Genomic DNA, 17845 nt, shown 5'->3' with positions numbered 1-17845 from the left:
CCCATGTCCTAAAAGAGGTGCCGTGACAAAGGAGGGTGGTCTGTGAGCCATGCCGACGAACGTTTTGCCAAGAATCTTGCCAGTCATGATCACCCGGTGACGTCGACGCTGCAGTTCTTCGAAGATACCCCCATCGACGATGCGCCTTCCTCCATTGAGCAACCCCAACCAACCGCCATGCCGGCCTGTCGCGCGCAGGTTGTGGCGTTGGTGTCGGGCAATGGCGGCGTAGGGCGCAGCACCCTGGCGACGGCATTGGGCAGTGGTTTGCAACGCCTGGGGCGCGCAGTGACGGTGCTGGAACTGGACCCACAAAACGCCCTGCACCTGCACTTTGGCCTGCCCCACGACACCCTGGGAATCGGGCGTGCCAGCCTGTGCAAGCAACCCTGGGGGCCGATCGCCCAACCCGGCTTTTGTGGCTGTCGGGTAGTGGTCTTTGGCGAGACCGACCTGCAACAGCAGGAAGACCTGCAACGCTGGCTCAAGCAGGATCCGCAGTGGCTGGCGCAGCACTTGTCGCGCCTGGGCTTGAGTGAGCAGGCCACGGTCATCATCGACACCCCCGCCGGCAATAACGTCTACCTGCACCAGGCATTGCACGTCGCCGACAGGGTGGTGGTGGTTGCCCTGGCAGACGCGGCGTCACTGGGTGCGCTCGAGCAGATGCAGCGGTTGCTGGCGCCGTACCTTGCGCGCCCGTCGGCACCGCGTTGCCATGTGTTCGTCAACCAGTTGGATGAGGGCAGTGCCTTCAGCCTGGATATGCTGGACATATTCAAGCAGCGCCTCGGGGAGGATGGCCTGGAGGTGATCCATCGCGACCCGCAGATCAGCGAGGCGCTGGCCTTTGGCGAGGACCCCCTGGATAACGAGGCGGTGAGCCTGGCCTGTGACGATATCCATGGGCTGTGCCAGTTGCTGGATAGCCCGCCAAACGTGCCCTGACCCACGCCTTATACGGTTAACCGCAGATGCTTATGCACAATCTGTTGGTCGGACAGGTGTTGAAACAGTCATTTTGTGGAGTTGTTCTCATTACGCTGCAACTGCCTGTTTTTCGTGCGTTTTATTTTATGAACAAAAAATGATCAGTCAGGATTTTGGCCTATGGCGCCCGCTTTTACGGCGTCCTACAGAATTTCATCAACAGAGTTATCCACAGGGCTTGCTGCCCTTTGATCGCGCTCGGCGAGCACCATCAGGTTGCGCGGTGTCAGGCACGATTCGCAGAAGCGACCGACTAGAGCCTTGTAGCCGTTTTCTTGCAGGAACAATGCCCGATCCAGCACCAGCCACAATTCCAGCGGGCGGCGAAATAGGCCACGTACCAGTTCCAGGTTTCGTACATGGGCCAGGCGTTGCCAGCCGTGCTGTTCCAGGGTTGCCCAATCCTGCTGCCCTGTGGATAAACCCTTGAGCGCCGCCAGGTGTTGGCAGTAATCAGCGAAGGGCCGGTGCAGCCATTCGCTGGGCAACGAAGGCGTGGGCAGGTACTCGTCACACCCGCGCAGTTGCCGCTGCAACTGATCGAAACCCAGGCGCCGGGCCATGGAGGTGTCGCGTTGCAGGCGCACCCGCAGGCCTGCGGTGACGGTTTCGCTCAGGGGCAGGCCGAGGTCTTCGCGCGACAAACGCAGCGCCGAAGCACGAGCCGGGGCCGACAGCGCCTGGTACTGCTCGCTACTGATGCGGTTGTAACAGCAGGGCGCCACGGCCAGGTGCTGGCAGCCGGCGGCGCTGGCCAATTGCAGCAGGCGTACGTGCAGATCGCCACAGGCATGCAGGGCCACTGGGGTGTGTTTATCGGTGAGTTGCTGCACAGCGCTTTCAGCCATCACATCTTGCTGGAGGTGGCGGGCGGGCATTTGATGATGGTCGCTGAGGATTTGGCCTGCGCCGATCAGCGCCGGATCGTACTCCAGGCAGGTCAGGCTTTGCCCCGGTTGCAGCAGCCGCCGGCCAAGGTGGCCTTTGCCGGCGCACCAATCGAGCCAATGGGTGGGGTGCTCGGCAAACTGCAAGGCGGCGCCAAACGCCTCGATCTGCTGCCATTTGCGCCCCGGTACATCCACATTCAGGCGCGACGACGGCGCATGCAGCGCGCTCGACGGTAACTTATCCACAGCACTGAGACGCGCCGCCAGCTGCGCCCATTGGGGAAACGGCGCCGGGGCTTGTAGTTCGGTGGGCAGGTTGTGACTGCTTTCGGCCTCTGCCAGCGAGCGCTGGCGCAGCCATTGGGCCAGCGCTGGATGCTGGGCTTCCCAAGGCAATTGCAGATGGGTGAAGGGCCGTGGTCGCCACAGCCCTTGATGTTCGGTGAGGAACGCATCCAGTGCGAGAAAACGGGTTAGCAGTCGCTCGCCCGTCAACCCGCTGTCAGCGTCCTTGGCAGGCATCGACCCGCAACCAGCGTTCCAGCAGCTTGAAGCCGCGCACCAGCACATAGGCCATCAGCAGGTAGAACATGCCGGCGGCAAAGAAGATCTCCACCGGCAGGTAGGTGCGGGCAATGATGGTGCGGGCCATGCCGGTCAACTCCAGCAAGGTCACGGTACTGGCCAGGGCGCTGGCCTTGAGCATCAGGATCACTTCGTTGCTGTAGGCCGGCAGGCCGATGCGCGCGGCGCGCGGCAGGATGATGTAGAACAGCGCCTTGGGCTTGGACATGCCCAGCGCCCGCGCCGCTTCGATTTCCCCGGGTGGGATAGCCTGGATCGCGCCGCGCAGGATCTCGGCGATGTAGGCGGCGGTGTGCAGGGTCATGGTGACGGTGGCGCACCAGAATGGGTCCCGCAGGTAGGGCCACAGGGCGCTTTCGCGCACGGCGTCGAACTGCGCCAGGCCGTAGTAGACCAAAAACAGCTGCACCAGCAGCGGCGTGCCACGGAAGAAGAAGATGTAGCAGTAAGGCAGGGTGCGCACGTACCACAGGCGTGAAGAACGGGCGATGCCCAGGGGGATCGCCAGCAGCAGCCCGGCGATCACCGCGATGGCCACCAGTTCCAGGGTCAAGGTCGCGCCCTGGGCCAGTCGTGGCAGCCACTTGATGATCACGGCCCAGTTCAGGCCCAGGTCGAAATGCGCCAGCCAGCTATAGTCGCCGTTCATTGCGTGCTCCTCGCAAAGCCGCGAGCGGCGCGTTTTTCCAGGAAGTACATGCCGGCCATGGCCAGGACGGTAAGGCCCAGGTACATGAAGGCTGCGACCATGAAGAAGGTGAACGGCTGCTTGGTGACGGTCACGCCGATTTGCGCGTGGCGCATGATTTCTTCCAGGCCGATCACCGAGACCAGTGCGGTGTCCTTCATCAGGATCATGAACAGGTTGCCCAGGCCCGGCAGGGCGATGCGCCACATCTGCGGCATGATCAACCGGGTGAAGATACGCAGCTTCGACAGGCCCAGGGCAATGCCCGCTTCACGGTGGCCCTTGGGGATCGCCAGGATCGCGCCACGGAACACTTCGGTGGCATAGGCGCCAAAGCACAGGCCCAGGGCAATCACGCCGGCAGCGAAGGCGCTGAGCGACAGGTCGGGGTTACCGAAAAACTCCCCGAGGGCCCGCATCATATTGACCGTGCCGAAATAAATCAGCAGCACCCACAGCAGTTCGGGAATGCCCCGGACAATGGTCGAGTAAGCGCCGCCAAGCCATTGCAGGAACTTGTACGGGGAAGTCTTGGCCAAGGCGCCGGCCAGGCCGAGCACCAGCCCCAGGCATAACGCCGTGAGTGCCAGTTTGACGGTCATCAGCGCGCCGGCAGCGAGTGCGGGGCCGAATCCGTAGAGATCGAAATTCATGGTTTTTTCATATCGCGCAAGGCTTGCGAAAAACCGGCGCGCTCAACGGAGCGCGCCGGTCTGGCCAATCAGGATCATTCGATGCTGAAAGGGAAGTACTTGTCGTTGATCTTCTTGTAGGTGCCGTCGGCCTTGATTTCCGCCAGGGCTTTGTTCAGGCGCTCGCGCAGCGGGTCGCCTTTACGCACGGCGATGCCGATCTTGTCGCTTTCTACAACCGGATCGCCCTTGAACTCGTAGGCCGAACCGTCTTTGCTCTTGAGCCACTCGTATTGCACGTACTTGTCGGCGAGCATCCCGTCCAGGCGGCCGGACGTCAGGTCGAGGTAGGCGTTTTCCTGGGTGTCATAGAGCTTGGCGGTGGTGTCTGGCAGTTTGTCTTCCAGGTAGGTACCGGCCAATGTCGCACGCTGGGCACCGATGATCTTGCCCTTGAGGTAGTCGGCGTCGGTCTTGAAGTCCTTGATGGACTTGGCCGCGATGAATTGCAGCTTGTTGGAGTAGTACGGGTCGGTGAAGTCAACGGCTTGCTTGCGCTCGTCGGTGATCGACAGCGACGACACCAGGAAGTCGAACTTCTTGGCGTTCAGGGCCGGGATGATGCCGTCCCAGTCCGAGACATACACTTCGCACTTCTCGACTTTCATCTTGGCGCACAGGGCGTCGCCGATGTCTTTGTCGAAGCCGACAACGTTGCCACTGGCGTCTTTATTGTTGAAGGGCGGGTAGGCCGCCTCGATCCCCATTTTCAAAGTCTCGGCCATGGCCGTGGCGCTGAACGCCATGGAAACGGCGGCGGCCAGGAGGAATTTTTTATAGTTCTGCATGCATGTTGCTCCGTTAGCGGTTGCTGGACATGAATTGTTTGCAGCGCGCCGAAAGCGGGTTGTCAAACACCTGCTGTGGCGATCCTTGCTCTTCGACCAGACCCTGGTGGAGGAACACCACTTCGCTGGACACTTGGCGGGCAAAGCCCATTTCGTGGGTGACCAGCAGCATGGTGCGGCCTTCTTCGGCCAGCGCGCGGATCACATTAAGTACTTCCTGAACCATTTCCGGGTCAAGTGCCGAAGTGGGCTCATCGAACAGAATGACTTTAGGCTGCATCGCCAGGGTGCGGGCGATGGCGGCGCGTTGCTGCTGGCCGCCAGACAATTGCGCCGGGTAGGCGTGGCGCTTGTCGCCAATGCCGACCTTGGCCAGCAGCGCCTCGGCCACTTCGATGGCTTCGGCCTTGCTCTGGCCGAGCACGCGGCGTGGGGCCTCGATGATGTTGTCGAGGATGCTCATGTGCGGCCAGAGGTTGAAGTTCTGGAAGACAAAACCGATTTCGCTGCGCAGGCGATTGATCTGCTTGCCGTCGGCGGCCATCAGCTCGCCGTTTTTCGCGGCCTTGAGCTTGAGCTCTTCGCCGGCCACCAGGATCTGGCCCTGGTGCGGGTTTTCCAGCAGGTTGATGCAGCGCAGGAAGGTGGACTTGCCGGAACCGGACGAACCCAGGATCGAGATCACATCGCCGTCGCGAGCGGTCAGCGAGATGCCTTTAAGCACCTCCAGCTCACCATAGCGTTTATGCAAGTTGCGGATTTCAAGCGCGGGCGCGGCCAAAGCCATGTGCGGTCCTCATTGTGTTCATTGCGTTCCTGCTGTTGGGTCGCCTTCCTGGCGTGGCGCCAAGCTAGCATAGCGTCCGGATGACAGCCAACAGCGCCACGGGCGTTAAACAGACGGTGTGTGACAGGTTGTCGCATCGGCACAGTAGCGTGTCGCGCCATCAACAACCGAACAGCCGTTTTAACCGATAAACCCGTGGCAGTCGCGTAAAAAAGGGCGCGATGGTGCCAGCTTTGGCCGGGTGTTGGAAGGGTTAAACGGGTAAACGGTGCCTATCGGCCCTTTAATTGGGCGTCACTTACTTTTTGTGTGTGTTTTTGGTGCGCTCATTCGTTCTTGAAGTGAGTCGAGCGGTAACGCTGTGGCGGATTGCCAGTAATCTCAATGGCTTGCGAGCGCTGAGGGATTGTCCTACAGGCCGCGTCAACCTTGGCTTTGTAACATTTTGGCGCAAATCTTGCGTAAAAAATAAAGAACGCCCCGTTTGTTTCTTTTCACGAAGAGGCGGCAGGCCGGGTGGACCGTATACGCAATTCCTCGCAAAGGTGTGTCAATGAGTAGTACGCAAAGCTCCAATGACCTCGAACAGGGGCTCAAACCGCGGCATGTCACCATGTTGTCGATTGCCGGTGTGATCGGCGCTGGTTTGTTTGTCGGCTCCGGCCACGCGATTGCGGCAGCCGGGCCCGCCGTACTGTTGGCTTATGCCGCAGCCGGTACGTTGGTGGTGCTGGTGATGCGCATGCTGGCCGAGATGGCCGTTGCCTCGCCAGACACTGGCTCATTTTCCACTTACGCCGACCGGGCTATCGGCCATTGGGCCGGCTTTACCATCGGCTGGCTGTATTGGTGGTTCTGGGTGCTGGTGATTCCCCTGGAAGCCAACGCCGCCGCAACTATCCTGCATGCCTGGTTCCCCGACGTGGCGATCTGGGCTTTCACCCTGGTCATCACCCTGCTGCTGACCGCGACCAACCTGTTCAGCGTGAAGAACTACGGCGAGTTCGAGTTCTGGTTTGCCCTGATCAAGGTGGTGGCGATCATCGGCTTTGTGATCCTCGGCGTACTGGCGATCTTTGGCTTGCTGCCGGGCAGCCAGGTCAGCGGCGTCTCGCACCTGTTCGACACCCAAGGCTTTTTGCCCAACGGCATGGGTGCAGTGCTGGCGGCGATTTTGACCACCATGTTCTCGTTCATGGGCACCGAAATCGTGACCATCGCGGCTGCAGAATCGAAGAACCCTGGCCAGCAGATCACCAAGGCCACCAACTCGGTGATCTGGCGGATCGGCTTGTTCTACCTGGTGTCGATCTTCATCGTTGTGGCCTTGGTGCCGTGGAACGATCCGACCCTGGCTGCCGTCGGTTCCTACCAGACTGTGCTGGAACGCATGGGCATCCCGAATGCCAAGCTGATCGTCGACCTGGTGGTGTTGGTCGCCGTGACCAGTTGCTTGAACTCGGCGCTGTACACCGCGTCACGCATGCTGTTTTCCCTGGGGCGTCGTGGTGATGCACCGGCGGTAGCCAAGCGCACCAACAAGAGCGGCACGCCTTACTGGGCGGTGATGCTGTCTACCGGCGCGGCGTTCCTCGCGGTATTTGCCAACTACGTGGCGCCGGCGGCGGTGTTTGAATTCCTGCTGGCCAGCTCCGGCGCGATTGCGCTGCTGGTGTACCTGGTGATTGCCGTGTCGCAACTGCGCATGCGGCAGAAACGTACTGCGGCGGGCGAGAAGATTGCCTTCAAGATGTGGTTGTTCCCCGGCCTGACTTACGCGGTGATCGTGTTTATCGTCGGCGCGTTGACCATCATGTTGCTCCAGGAAGCGCATCGGGTGGAGATTATCGCGACCGGTGTGTTGAGCCTGCTGGTGGTGTTGGCGGGGTTGCTGGTGGCAAGTCGGCGCCGGGCCCAGAAGTTGGGGGCTGCGGTACTCAACTGATGAGTTGAAATGCTTGCTGTCTAGCGCCACAAAGCACTGTGGGAGCCGGGCTTGCTCGCGAAGACGGTGGGTCAGTCAACATCAATGTTGGCTGGGCCGACGTCTTCGCGAGCAAGCCCGCTCCCACATTGGTGTTGTATCAATCCTGCGCGCTGGTCAGCGCCTGGGATGCCGCCACGTAGTCCGCCTGGAACTCTGGCGATTCAATCCACGCCAACGCCGCCGCTTCATCATCGCTGTCGGTGGACCACTGCCGATACTCGATCAGCGCCGCCAGGATAAAGTCCGTGGCGTTTTCTTCGCCTTCCTGCTCCAGCACCAGCGCCAGCAACGGGTGCGCCAGGAATGCCGCACACAGCGCCTGCTGGCTGGTCTCGCCGGCCGCGCGCATTTGCACGAACAGTTCGGTCAAATCCACCGACTCAAGGTCAATACGCTCGTCGTCACCTGCAAACGCATCCTGCTTGGGCGCATTGGCGCGCTGGGTGCGGTTCTGCTTGGCCTTGGCTTTTGCCCGCTGGGCACGTTTTTGCTGCTTGTCTAGCGAAGCCATGGGCTCACGTCCTTGGTTCAGGATCTGGGTGGCGTATTGAAGCGCAGGTCTGGCGAAATCCCAAGGGTTTCTACAGCCGTGACCCCGGCGTGTCGGCCGGCAACTGGCCATGCTGCAACCAGGCCAGTGCAATCGGCCACAACCGATCTTGATATTCGCTACGGAAAAACGCGAAATGCCCGACGGCCTTTTCGCCAATATCCATGGGCGCGATACGCAGGTGCGTGCGCTCGCTGGCCTGGAAGTAGTTCAGCAGACGCTCGATGGCGGGCACGGTGCCAAACGGGTCGTCGCTGATGCTGATCGCCAGGATCTGTGCCTGCACCCGGGCAAAGGGCAACACGCCCAAGGCCCGCCCGCTGGGGCGTGTCTCGTAGGTAGGCGTGGGCGTGCTCCAGTCGCGCACCACCCCGGCGGGCGTGTCTTCCAGCCAACCCAGGCGCTTGCCCGGGAAATATCCGCACACGGCGGTGACCAGTGGCATCACCAGGTGCCATTTGGCAAACATCCGCCAGCGCCCGTCCGCTTGATAGTCGCGCCAGTAGGCGAACTGTGCCCCTACGGTGACCAAGCGCCTGATCGCCGCCCCCGACGCCCCGAGCCCGGCCGCGCAGCCGCCAAAGCTGTGGCCGACCACATCAATGGGCTGCCCGGCAAACTCGCGCTGCGCCCGTTGCACGATGGCCTCGAAATCCAGCCGGCCCCAGTCTGACCACGAGGCCTTGAACCCGCGCAATGAGCCACTACGCGACTCGCCGATACCGCGATAGTCGTAGGTGATGACGTCCATGCCATTGGCAAACAAGTACGCGGCAAAGCGCGAATAGTGACGGCAGCGTACCGAGGTGGCGGCGTTGATGATCACCACTGGGCGCTCGATGTCGCGGCGGATATGGCGCCAGGTGAAACCGCCGATGGGGTAGTGGTCGGCGGCGGGCTCGCGGAATGTCTCGGGGTGAGGGCGGGTGGGCAGGTTCATGAAAGGCCTTGATCCATGCGCTGTGGATAGGGGGAGTGAGCCAGCATTCTTGTGATCGTTGACGATTTTTTGCTGGCAAGCCAGCGCCTACAGTGAGTTGTTGTCTGTGCCATCGCAATGTTGCGTTTGGTTCAGGCGCGATTCAGGCGTGCTGCCGGCAATATACGCCAGCATCTCCCCCGCCCTGGCAGGTTAAACCATGGAACACCGCAACCGTTTTCGTGTGGAGGCCCTGGGTGTTTTCCTGGTGGCCTTGTTGTTATTTACCCTGGGCATCTGGGATCAACAGCCGCAAGGGTTTGACGGGCGTTGGGCGGTGTTCATGCAGGAGATGTTCCGCCACGGCGCGAGCCTTTTCCCTACCACCTACGGTGAGCCTTACCCGGATTACCCAGGGACGGCGACTTATTTCAGCCTGCTCTTTGCCCGGTTGTTCGGTGCGCCTAACGACCTGGCTAACGTGCTGCCCACCGCCCTGGCGTCGGCCGGGGTCATGGCCCTGGTCTACCGTTTGCTGGTGCCCTCCGGGCGGGCCTGGGCGTTGCTGACGGTAGTGCTGACGGCCTTGACCGCGCAATTGCTGGAGAAGTCGCGTTCAGTCTGCCTGGACCAGATGGTCTCCCTGCTGTGCCTGGGCTGTTTCTACCTGCTGCACACCGGCGAGCGCCTGGGCTCGCGGCTGCGCCAATACGCAATCTTTCCCCTGTTTGTGGCGGCATTTGCCATTCGTGGCCCTTTGGGGTTGATCGAGGTCTGTGGTGTTGCCTGCGTGTATTGGGCGCTGGGGCCTGCCCGCTCGCGGGAAGAGAAGATTGGCTTGCTGAAAAAGGTGATTGCCCACGGCGTGATCGGCCTGGTCCTACTCCTTGCCTGTTGGTGGGTGTTGCTGAAGCTGGCGCGGATCACCGGGGGTGATGCTTTTGCCGATGAGGTGATGAAGATGCAGGTGGCCGGCCGCCTGGATGAAAGCGGCGAACCGTTCTACTTCTACTTCAAGCTGAGCCTGTATCGCTATTTCCCGGTGATCCCGCTGGCGCTGGCGACGTTGATTGCCCTGCGCCACACCTGGTCGGCGCGCAACGACGATGCCGATGTGCGGCTGATGCTGCGCCTGGGCGGCTGTGGCCTGATGATCCTGCTGGGGTTATCGGTGCCGAACTTCAAGCGCGCCTACTACATCCTGCCGATGGTCCCGATGTTTGCCGCGGTGGCGGCCTACGGGCTGCTACAGGCCCGGGGCTGGTTGCTTGGGGTGCGTCGGGGTTATGAGTGGCTGGTGGCGGTCCTGCCGCTGCTGGGGCTTGTCGTGGTCCTGGTCTGCCGGCAGCTGTGGAGCAAGCACGGTTACTGGCCTGATGTTTCAGCGCCGGGATTGATTGCGCTGCTGGTCGTCCTGCAACTGGCGGCGGTGGCTGCCTGGCGTCGTTTGCACGGCCGTGTGGGGCCGCGACTGGTGACGCTCAGCCTGATCGCGCTGGCCACTCAATGGCTGGTACTGGTGACGGTCGTGGAGCCGGCCAAGGATCTGCAATTCGACACCAGGAACTTTGTGGGTGCGGTGGAAAACCTGCGGGCCGAACACCCCGGACCGTTGGTGTTTCTCAACCTCGGCAAGGACACCTGGGCCATTCGCTACATCATGAACCTGGGCCATGACGAGCAGCCGCTGTTTGTCGGGCGTGACGACCTTGCGCAACTGAACGCGCTGCCGCGTTCGTCCTGGGTCATCGTCGCGCGCAAGGAAACCGAACTGCTGCAGGCCACGCCGCTGGAGCACCTGGCCCCAGCGTTCAATGGGCGACTCAATGACAACCCGTTGTTGGTGTTCCGGGTGCCGTGATCAGCCGCCGCAGTGTCGTGGCCTTACAGCTCGATCAAAAGTTGTAGGCCAGTGTACCGACGAGCGTACGACGGTTGCCGATGAAGCAGTCACCTCGTGCCAGGCATGTGGTGTAGTAGGTCTTGTCTTCAAGGTTGGTCGCGTTGAGGCTCAGGTTCCAGTTCTGGTAGCGATACCCGAGCATCGCGTCCACCAGGGTGGAAGACGGTGTTTTCAGCCGGTCGGCCCCATCCCAGCTGGTTCCTACATAGCGAATGCCTGCGCCGACGCTGAACCCGGAAATGTCGCCGATGCTGAATCGATGCTGGCTCCATACCGACGCCATGTTCTCTGGAACGCTGGCCAGGCGTTTGCCTTGCTCGGCGGGCGAGCCCTTGATGACGGTGGTGTCGGTGTAGCTGTAGGTGCCAATCAGGTCCCAGGCGGGCGTGACTGTCACCAGGGCTTCGAGCTCCAGGCCACGGGCACGGGTTTCACCACTTTGCAGGGTGTTCATCGCATCCAGGGGGTCGGGCATGCGCCGGTTCTGCTCGCGAATGTCATACACCGCTGCGGTGTAGAGACTGTTGCTGCCAACCGGCTGATATTTCACGCCCAGCTCCCATTGTTTGCCCTTGAGCGGTATGTAGGGCTCCAGCGTTCGCCGGTTGAGGCCGATTTGGGGCTGGAATGATTCGCTGTAGCTCAAGTAGGGCGCTATGCCGTTGTCGAACAGATAGGTCAGGCCCGCGCGGCCGGTCAGCTTGTCGTCCTTTTGTCGGGCGCTACCTTGGGTCTGGCTGGCGGACCAGTCCTTGCGCAGGCCCAGGGTCAACAACCACTGCTCGTATTTGATCTGGTCCTGGGCATAAAGCCCTTTTTGCATGACCCGTTGTTCCGGGTCTGCGGTGAGGCGAATGACAGAGGGGTCAAAGGTGCCATACACCGGGTCGTACACATTCAGGGGTGTTGCGTTGCCGCTGGCGCCGTCCCGGTTGGAGACGGCATGCTGGTAATCGCCTCCCAGCAACAGGGTGTGTTGGAGCGGGCCGGTGTCAAATCGAGCCTCGGCGTTTTGGTCGGCGACCCACACTTTGACCTCGGGTTTGGAAACGTAATAGACGCGGTCGAGGGTCTGGTTATCGGGCTTGAACGGTGGGTTTTTGGCAAATACCGAGTAAATCGATTGGTAGCTGACTTTGCTTTTTTGCCAGCGCAGGTTTTGGCGCAGGGTCCACGTATCGTTCAGATGCCACGAAAATTGCGACGTCAGCGCTGTCTGGTCACTGTCGTATTCGTCAAAGCCTGGCTCGCTGGCGAACCGGTTGCTGTGGATCCGGCCATATGGCGCGTTCCAGACGGTACCTTTGTGTGGGAAGAACTGCGTGGTGGAGCCGCTGTCATCGTGCTGGATGTTGGCCAGGAGGGTCCAGTCGATATCGTCGTTGGGGCGCCAGGTCAGCGATGGCATCAGGACCTGGCGGTTGTCTTTGACATGATCAACCTGAGTGTCACTGTCGCGCTGGATCGCCACCAGTCGGTACAGCAGCGTGCCTTGTGGGTTCAGGGAGCCGGTGGTGTCCACGGCGACCTGCTTGCGGTTGTAATTGCCGTACTGCAGTTGCACTTCGGTGTGCTGTTCGGCTTTGGGGCGTTTGCTGACCTGATTGATCAGGCCCCCCACGGGGCTTTGCCCATACAGCATCGATGCGGGGCCCTTGAGCACTTCAAGGCGCTCCAGGGTGAAGGGGTCGGTGCGCACGTTGGTGTAAGTACCGAAGCTCTGCTGTAAACCATCCAGGAACAGGGCCGGCGAGCTGCCTCGCACTTTCGACCAGTCTCCCCGGCTATCGAGCCCGAAGGTCTCGGCCCGCACCCCGGAAACATACCGCAATGCGTCTTGCACGGTCAGTGCGCCCTGATCGCGCATGCGGTCGGCGCTGATGACGGAGATCGACTGGGGGATCTCAGTGATTGGGGTGTCAGTCTTGACCCCCGTTGCACTGCGCTTGGCAACATAGCCTTTGACCGGGCCGTCGGCCGTTTCTTCTGAGGCAGTTGCCGTAATGCTTTGGCTGGGCAGTTCGAGCTGGCCTTTTTCCTCGGCCGCGAAGGCGGCGGGGGCAAGCATCGAAGCGAATCCCAAGGGGGCAAGGCCAAGTGCCTTCAACCATGAACCTGGCTCGCGTGCAGAAGGCATCGCAGCTCCTTGATTATTTTTAGTGGTGCAGGGGGGATTTTGCGCGCCAGCTTAAATGATAATAATTGCTATTAGCAACTATGGGCTTCAGTCGAGCCTGGCTTTTTGGCGGGGGGGATGTTTGATGCGGGCGACCGGGTGGGGTCGCCCTGTGCGGGGAGGGGCAATCAAGGCTGGCCGTCAGGCAGGACTGCGAAGTGACATTCGCCGTGCACTACCTGGAATGGGGCGACGAACTATTTGCAGCGATACCCCTCGGGCATCGTGACGCTGTAGTTGCGCTGCACACGGTCCTGGAAGTTCAGGTTCTGCAGGCCCTGCTGCACCAGGAAGGCCTCGACCTTGGCCGCTTGGCAGTCCTCGTTGTAGGACGTTACCCGCAGCAGGTACACCGCGCGTTTGCTCGCTTCATCCCGAGCCGTGGCGGTGAAGGTGGTGAGGGTGGTGTAGCCGGTGCGTTCCGAACTGCCTACCGGGCCATAGGTGGTGTTCGGCGTGCTGGTGCAGATCATCTGGTCGCTTTTTTTCTTGCTGTTCTTGCACACGGTAGAGGTGCTGGTTGGCACCTGCCCATACTCGGTGGCGGTATAGCGGTAGGTCACCTGGTGGCTGTCGATATCGAGGGTGATGGTGATTTTTGGCGTGCGATTCTTGGGCAGGGTCACGTCGGTATAGACCTCGCGAAACCCCTGGTCCTTCATGGCGCTGACCATGTCGCGCAGGTAGTAGCGGGCATTGAGCGCATTCTCGCTATTGCCGCCGACCGATGTCACCAGCACGGGCGCCTGTCGGTCAAAGTGATAGTCCGGATCAGGGGTTGCATTGATCGCGACGTCCATCGTCGTGGCGCATCCGCTGAGCAGCGCTGTCAGCATTAACAGCGTGCAGAACAAATACCGGGTCATGAAGTAACTACCTTGCTGAAGAGTGGATTAAGGCTAGACGGTTGAGCAGCGCGATAAATAACACATCGGATGCCCGTGAGGCTTGGCGTTAACCTAAAAGTAACCAGAGGGGCGCTGGCGCACTAAATCGCAGGCAACAAAAAACCCGCACTAGGCGGGTTTCTTGTGTGTTTCAGATGATGTTTGCACCACCTGAAACTAATAAGTGGTGCCCAGAGACGGAATCGAACCGCCGACACGGGGATTTTCAATCCCCTGCTCTACCGACTGAGCTATCTGGGCAACGGGGCGCATTAAACGGGTTTTTCAGGGGGTCGTCAAGCAAGTTTTCAAAAAATATTTAATTATTACCGTCGCTTACGTGCCAACCCCGGTTTTTGCTCAATTATTGAGCAGGCGGCACGTAGCCGTCGGCCTTGGCGTAATCCTCGCCGGAAAAGTACTTGTCCATCTCGCCCTGCAGATATTTGCGGTCTTCGGCGTTCATCATGTTCAGGCGTTTTTCGTTGATCAGCAGGGTCTGGTGCTTCTGCCAGTCGGCCCAGGCCTTGGCGGAGACGTGGTCGAAAATGTCCTGGCCCTTGGCGCCCGGGAATGGGGCGCGCTCAAGGGCGGGCAGTTCTTCGTGATACTTGCGGCAGATGATGGTGCGGGTCATGACGAAACTCCTGCGTTCAATACGTCGGCCGCGCGCTTCAGCAGTTTTTTCACCGGGGCGGCAAGGCCCAGGCGCGGCGGGGTGGCGAGGTTATACCAGAGCCAGTCGGCCTCGGCCACGTGATGGGCCGATTCCTCGACCTGCACCAGCCAGGGTTCGATAGCCAACTGGAAGTGGCTGAAGGTGTGCACCAGCCCAGGTAGTTCCTGATGTTTGCCCAGCGCCAGTGAGTGCTGGTTGGCCAGGTGTTCCAGGTCGTTCAGGTCGTCCAGTTCCGGCAAGCTCCACAGCCCGCCCCACAGCCCTGTAGAGGGGCGACGGTAAAGCAGGATCGCGCCCTCCTGGTTGGCCAGCATCGGCATCAGCGTGCGCTTTTGCGGGATGGTCTTGCGTGGCTTGGGGATCGGGTAGCGGGTTTCCAGGCCCAGCATGTGCGCCTCGCAGCCCTTTTCCAGGGGGCACAGCAGGCAACTGGGCTTGCTGCGGGTGCAGAGGGTGGCGCCCATGTCCATCATGGCCTGGGTGTAGGCGTTGACGCGGTCGTGGGGGGTAAAGCGCTCGGCAGTGGCCCACAGCTGCTTGGCTACCTTGGGCTCGCCCGGGTAGCCTTCCTGGGCGGTAAAGCGTGCCAGCACGCGCTTGACGTTACCGTCGAGGATCGGCGCGCGCAGGCCCATGCTCAGGCTGGCGATGGCGCCGGCGGTGGACAGGCCGATGCCCGGCAGCTCGGTGAGCTTCTCTACATCGCGGGGAAACTCGCCGCCGTATTCGGCGACGACAATCTTCGCGGTCTTTTGCAGGTTGCGTGCCCGGGTGTAGTAGCCCAGCCCGGTCCACAGGTGCAGCACTTCATCTTCCGGCGCGGCCGCCAGGGCTTCGACCGTTGGCAGCGAAGCCATGAAGCGATCGAAGTAATTGAGCACGGTGCTGACCTGGGTCTGTTGCAGCATGATTTCCGAGACCCACACCCGATACGGGGTGATGCCCTGTTGCCAGGGCAGGTCATGGCGGCCGTGACGGTCGTACCAGTCGAGCACGGCCGCTGAAAATTGCTCGTTTCTCATCGGTTGAACAAACCTTTGAGGGCGTCTTTGAGCTTGGGATTGACCTTGTCGAGCTTCTCTTCAATCTTCTCGCTGAGCTTGTTGCCCGCCATTTTAGCGGCCACCTGGCCCAGGCCGTCCTTGTCCAGGCGGCAGGCCTTGGCACCCAGCTCCAGCGGGCCACGGCAGCGCAGCGGTACTTCGATGCCCTGGAAGTTCGAGCCGACCTGGCAGGCCGGGTCCGGCATGTCGCGCTTGTCGCCTTCGACGATGATGCCCACGCGGTAGTCCATGCCCAGTACGCGCAGGTCCACGTCGCCATTGCCGTTGACGGTCAGGCCGGGGATGCGCACTTTCAGGTCCGGGTTGCTGGCCACGCCATTACGCAAGGTCAGGTTGCCCTTGAGTTCCTGGAACGGAGTGTCCTTGCTGCGCGGTGTGGCGGCCAGGGTCTTGCGGTTGAGCAGGGCAATGCCGGTGCACAGTTGTTGCTCAAGGTTGGCATTGAGCAGCACGCCATTGTTGATGACGAAGCTGGCGGTGCCGTTGAGGCTGTCGATCAGCGCTTTCTGGCTGTTGCCACGCCCGCTCAGGTTGCTGTCGAGGGTGATCTGGCCCTTGACCGGCGGGGTCTGCCCCTGGGCCTGCAGGATGCGCTCGACCGGCACTTGCTTGATTTTGGTCTGTAGCGCCAGCACCGGCACATCCTCCCGTGCATCGAGGCTGCCGCTGGCCTGGAACGTGCCGTTGTAGAGACCGCCGCTCAAGGTGTCGAGCTTGAGCTGGCCACCCTGGCCGGAGGCCTTGAGTGCTGCATTCTCGATGGGCAACTGGCTCAGGGTCAGTTGGCCGAAGGACAGGTCGGCAATCACGTCCAGGCTGCGCAGGCGCGCCAGTGGCAGTAGCTTGTCGGTGCTCCAGGCGCCTTTGGTCGGCGCGTCCGGCAACGGCGTGGTGCCACCGGCGGCCATGGCCCCGGCTTCGCTGCTCTGCACTTCGGCCTTGCGCGCAACGGCGGCGCTGTTGGCGGCCTCGGACTTGGCGGGCAGGTAGTGGTCGGCATTGAACGTGTCGGCCTTCAACTGCACGCGCAGGGCTTGCTTGGCAAAGTCCTCCACCGCCAGGCGCCCGGTGAAGGTGCTGCCATCGACTTTGAGGTTGAGGTCTTCCAGGGCCATGCTCGACGGCGTGCCTTGCAGGCGGCTGACCAGTTCGACCTTGCTCAGGCTCTCTGGGGCCATGGCCGGTAGCGGCTGGCCGACGCTGTCGAGGAACTTGGCCAGGTCAAACTGGGCAATCGACAGGGCGCCGCTGATCTGCGGGGTTTTATCCAGGTCGTTGACCTTCAGTTCGCCCAGTGCCCGCAGTTGGTTGAGCGAGAGCTTGAGGCTGGTCCACTCGGCAATGTTTGCCGACAGGTCCACCAGCAACTGGCCCTGGGTGGCAAACGTCACGGTCTTGCCTTGCAGCGGCTCGCCAGTGGCTTCGCCTGCGATTTTCATGTCTTCGAACTGATAGCGCTTGAGGGCACGATCAAAACGCAGCTCGCCGTTGAGCTCGCTCTTGACCCGCATTACCGGCTGGTTGCTTCCGAAGAACGCGGTGAGCTTGACCGGAATGCTTGCGCCTTCATGCACGGCACCGGTGCTCAACTGAATGCTTTCGGCGCTGAACTGCTTGCCGGTCTGCTCGTCGTTGTACTCGATGCGGGCGTTGTTGACCGTCAGGCTGTCGATGTCCAGGCGGATCGGCTGGGCCGCTTTCTCCGGCGCTGGCGCCGTGGTTGGCGCAGTCGTCGCAGGTGCCTCGGCGGTACCGGTAGCCGCAACGGGCGGTGCCTTGCCGATATCTTCCCAGTTGCCATGGCCTTGCTTGTCGCGGGTCAGGCGCAGGTTCAGGCCCTCGACGCGCACATCGCTCATCTGCACTTCGCGGCGCAGCAGCGGCAGCACGCGTACCGACAGGCCGAGCATCTGCAGGTCGGCAAATGGTTGGGCAGGATTGCTCAGGGTAGCCACGCTGGCTTCATGCAACTCCAGGCCCAGCCAGGGGAACAGGCTCCAGCCGATATCGCCATTGAGCGTCAGCTCGATGTGGGCCTTGTCGCGGGCAATCTGGCGAATCTCGTCTTTATAGTCGTTGGGATCGAAGAGGTGGGTCAGGGCAAAGCCCAGAGCCACAATGATCAGCAACAGCCCGAGAAGTACCAGACCCAGGATTTTGCCGAACGCTTTCATGGGCGAGTCCTTGTGTGTCGATTTTAAAATTTAGCCGCAGAGTATAACGCCGCGAGGTCCACGGCTGTTTACGCATCGTTACATAG

At 61.3% G+C, this 17845-nt stretch carries 15 protein-coding genes and 1 tRNA gene; 3 read left to right on the top strand and 13 right to left on the bottom strand.

Going from position 1 to position 17845, the window contains the following annotated elements; genetic code table 11:
- Positions 1 to 42 precede the first annotated feature (42 nt).
- Complete coding sequence (gene bcsQ / locus AC19YY_RS10995) at positions 43 to 948, top strand: cellulose biosynthesis protein BcsQ (protein WP_500604167.1); 906 nt, start codon at positions 43 to 45, stop codon at positions 946 to 948.
- 185 nt (positions 949 to 1133) lie between these two features.
- Here the strand turns inward: bcsQ and AC19YY_RS10990 are convergent, their stop codons facing one another.
- From AC19YY_RS10990 to AC19YY_RS10970, 5 genes are all read right to left on the bottom strand, one after another.
- The gene (locus AC19YY_RS10990) at positions 1134 to 2402 is read right to left on the bottom strand and encodes a methyltransferase (RefSeq protein WP_500604166.1); all 1269 of its coding nucleotides are present in this window, start codon (positions 2400 to 2402) and stop codon (positions 1134 to 1136) included.
- The gene (locus AC19YY_RS10985) at positions 2383 to 3072 is read right to left on the bottom strand and encodes an ABC transporter permease (protein WP_029295855.1); all 690 of its coding nucleotides are present in this window, start codon (positions 3070 to 3072) and stop codon (positions 2383 to 2385) included. Before AC19YY_RS10985 ends, AC19YY_RS10990 begins: the two co-directional genes overlap by 20 nt.
- 38 nt (positions 3073 to 3110) lie before the next feature.
- Entirely contained in the window at positions 3111 to 3806 is a 696-nt protein-coding gene (locus AC19YY_RS10980) for an ABC transporter permease (RefSeq protein ID WP_076961640.1), read from the bottom strand.
- A gap of 74 nt (positions 3807 to 3880) precedes the next feature.
- Positions 3881 to 4633 (bottom strand): ABC transporter substrate-binding protein, encoded by a 753-nt coding sequence (locus AC19YY_RS10975; RefSeq protein ID WP_057437113.1) that lies wholly within the window; start codon positions 4631 to 4633, stop codon positions 3881 to 3883.
- A gap of 13 nt (positions 4634 to 4646) precedes the next feature.
- Positions 4647 to 5420 (bottom strand): ABC transporter ATP-binding protein, encoded by a 774-nt coding sequence (locus AC19YY_RS10970; protein ID WP_057437115.1) that lies wholly within the window; start codon positions 5418 to 5420, stop codon positions 4647 to 4649.
- A 553-nt stretch (positions 5421 to 5973) separates the two neighbouring features.
- On the opposite strand from AC19YY_RS10970, the gene gabP reads away from it, so the two are divergent.
- Positions 5974 to 7365, top strand: a complete 1392-nt coding sequence (gene gabP, locus AC19YY_RS10965; protein WP_170042359.1) for a GABA permease — start codon at positions 5974 to 5976, stop codon at positions 7363 to 7365.
- Positions 7366 to 7504: 139 nt separating this feature from the next.
- Here gabP and AC19YY_RS10960 read toward each other — a convergent pair whose 3' ends face one another.
- Complete coding sequence (locus AC19YY_RS10960; protein ID WP_169955633.1) at positions 7505 to 7918, bottom strand: hypothetical protein; 414 nt, start codon at positions 7916 to 7918, stop codon at positions 7505 to 7507.
- A 70-nt stretch (positions 7919 to 7988) separates the two neighbouring features.
- The gene (locus AC19YY_RS10955) at positions 7989 to 8897 is read right to left on the bottom strand and encodes an alpha/beta hydrolase family protein (protein ID WP_169955634.1); all 909 of its coding nucleotides are present in this window, start codon (positions 8895 to 8897) and stop codon (positions 7989 to 7991) included.
- 199 nt (positions 8898 to 9096) lie between these two features.
- On the opposite strand from AC19YY_RS10955, the gene AC19YY_RS10950 reads away from it, so the two are divergent.
- The gene (locus tag AC19YY_RS10950) at positions 9097 to 10737 is read left to right on the top strand and encodes an ArnT family glycosyltransferase (protein WP_500604165.1); all 1641 of its coding nucleotides are present in this window, start codon (positions 9097 to 9099) and stop codon (positions 10735 to 10737) included.
- Positions 10738 to 10771: 34 nt separating this feature from the next.
- Here AC19YY_RS10950 and AC19YY_RS10945 read toward each other — a convergent pair whose 3' ends face one another.
- The 6 genes from AC19YY_RS10945 to AC19YY_RS10920 all read right to left on the bottom strand — a co-directional run bounded on the left by AC19YY_RS10945 (position 10772) and on the right by AC19YY_RS10920 (position 17759).
- Positions 10772 to 12847 (bottom strand): TonB-dependent siderophore receptor, encoded by a 2076-nt coding sequence (locus tag AC19YY_RS10945; RefSeq protein ID WP_500604164.1) that lies wholly within the window; start codon positions 12845 to 12847, stop codon positions 10772 to 10774.
- A 305-nt stretch (positions 12848 to 13152) separates the two neighbouring features.
- Entirely contained in the window at positions 13153 to 13821 is a 669-nt protein-coding gene (locus tag AC19YY_RS10940; RefSeq protein ID WP_169955637.1) for a YajG family lipoprotein, read from the bottom strand.
- 206 nt (positions 13822 to 14027) lie between these two features.
- Positions 14028 to 14103, bottom strand: a tRNA-Phe gene (locus tag AC19YY_RS10935).
- A gap of 103 nt (positions 14104 to 14206) precedes the next feature.
- Positions 14207 to 14479: an oxidative damage protection protein gene (locus AC19YY_RS10930; protein ID WP_038445278.1), complete on the bottom strand. Its 273-nt coding sequence runs from the start codon at positions 14477 to 14479 to the stop codon at positions 14207 to 14209.
- Positions 14476 to 15543 carry an A/G-specific adenine glycosylase gene (mutY, locus tag AC19YY_RS10925; protein WP_492633983.1) on the bottom strand — a complete coding sequence of 356 codons (1068 nt, stop codon included), beginning with the start codon at positions 15541 to 15543 and terminating at the stop codon, positions 14476 to 14478. Before mutY ends, AC19YY_RS10930 begins: the two co-directional genes overlap by 4 nt.
- Complete coding sequence (locus tag AC19YY_RS10920; protein ID WP_500604163.1) at positions 15540 to 17759, bottom strand: AsmA family protein; 2220 nt, start codon at positions 17757 to 17759, stop codon at positions 15540 to 15542. The genes mutY and AC19YY_RS10920 overlap by 4 nt, the downstream gene beginning before the upstream one ends.
- Positions 17760 to 17845: the final 86 nt, after the last annotated feature.

It is taken from the genome of Pseudomonas sp. MF09156 (assembly GCF_059862305.1).
The sequence above is the reverse complement of the archived record's forward strand: the minus strand, read 5'-3'. Positions and strand labels throughout refer to the sequence as shown.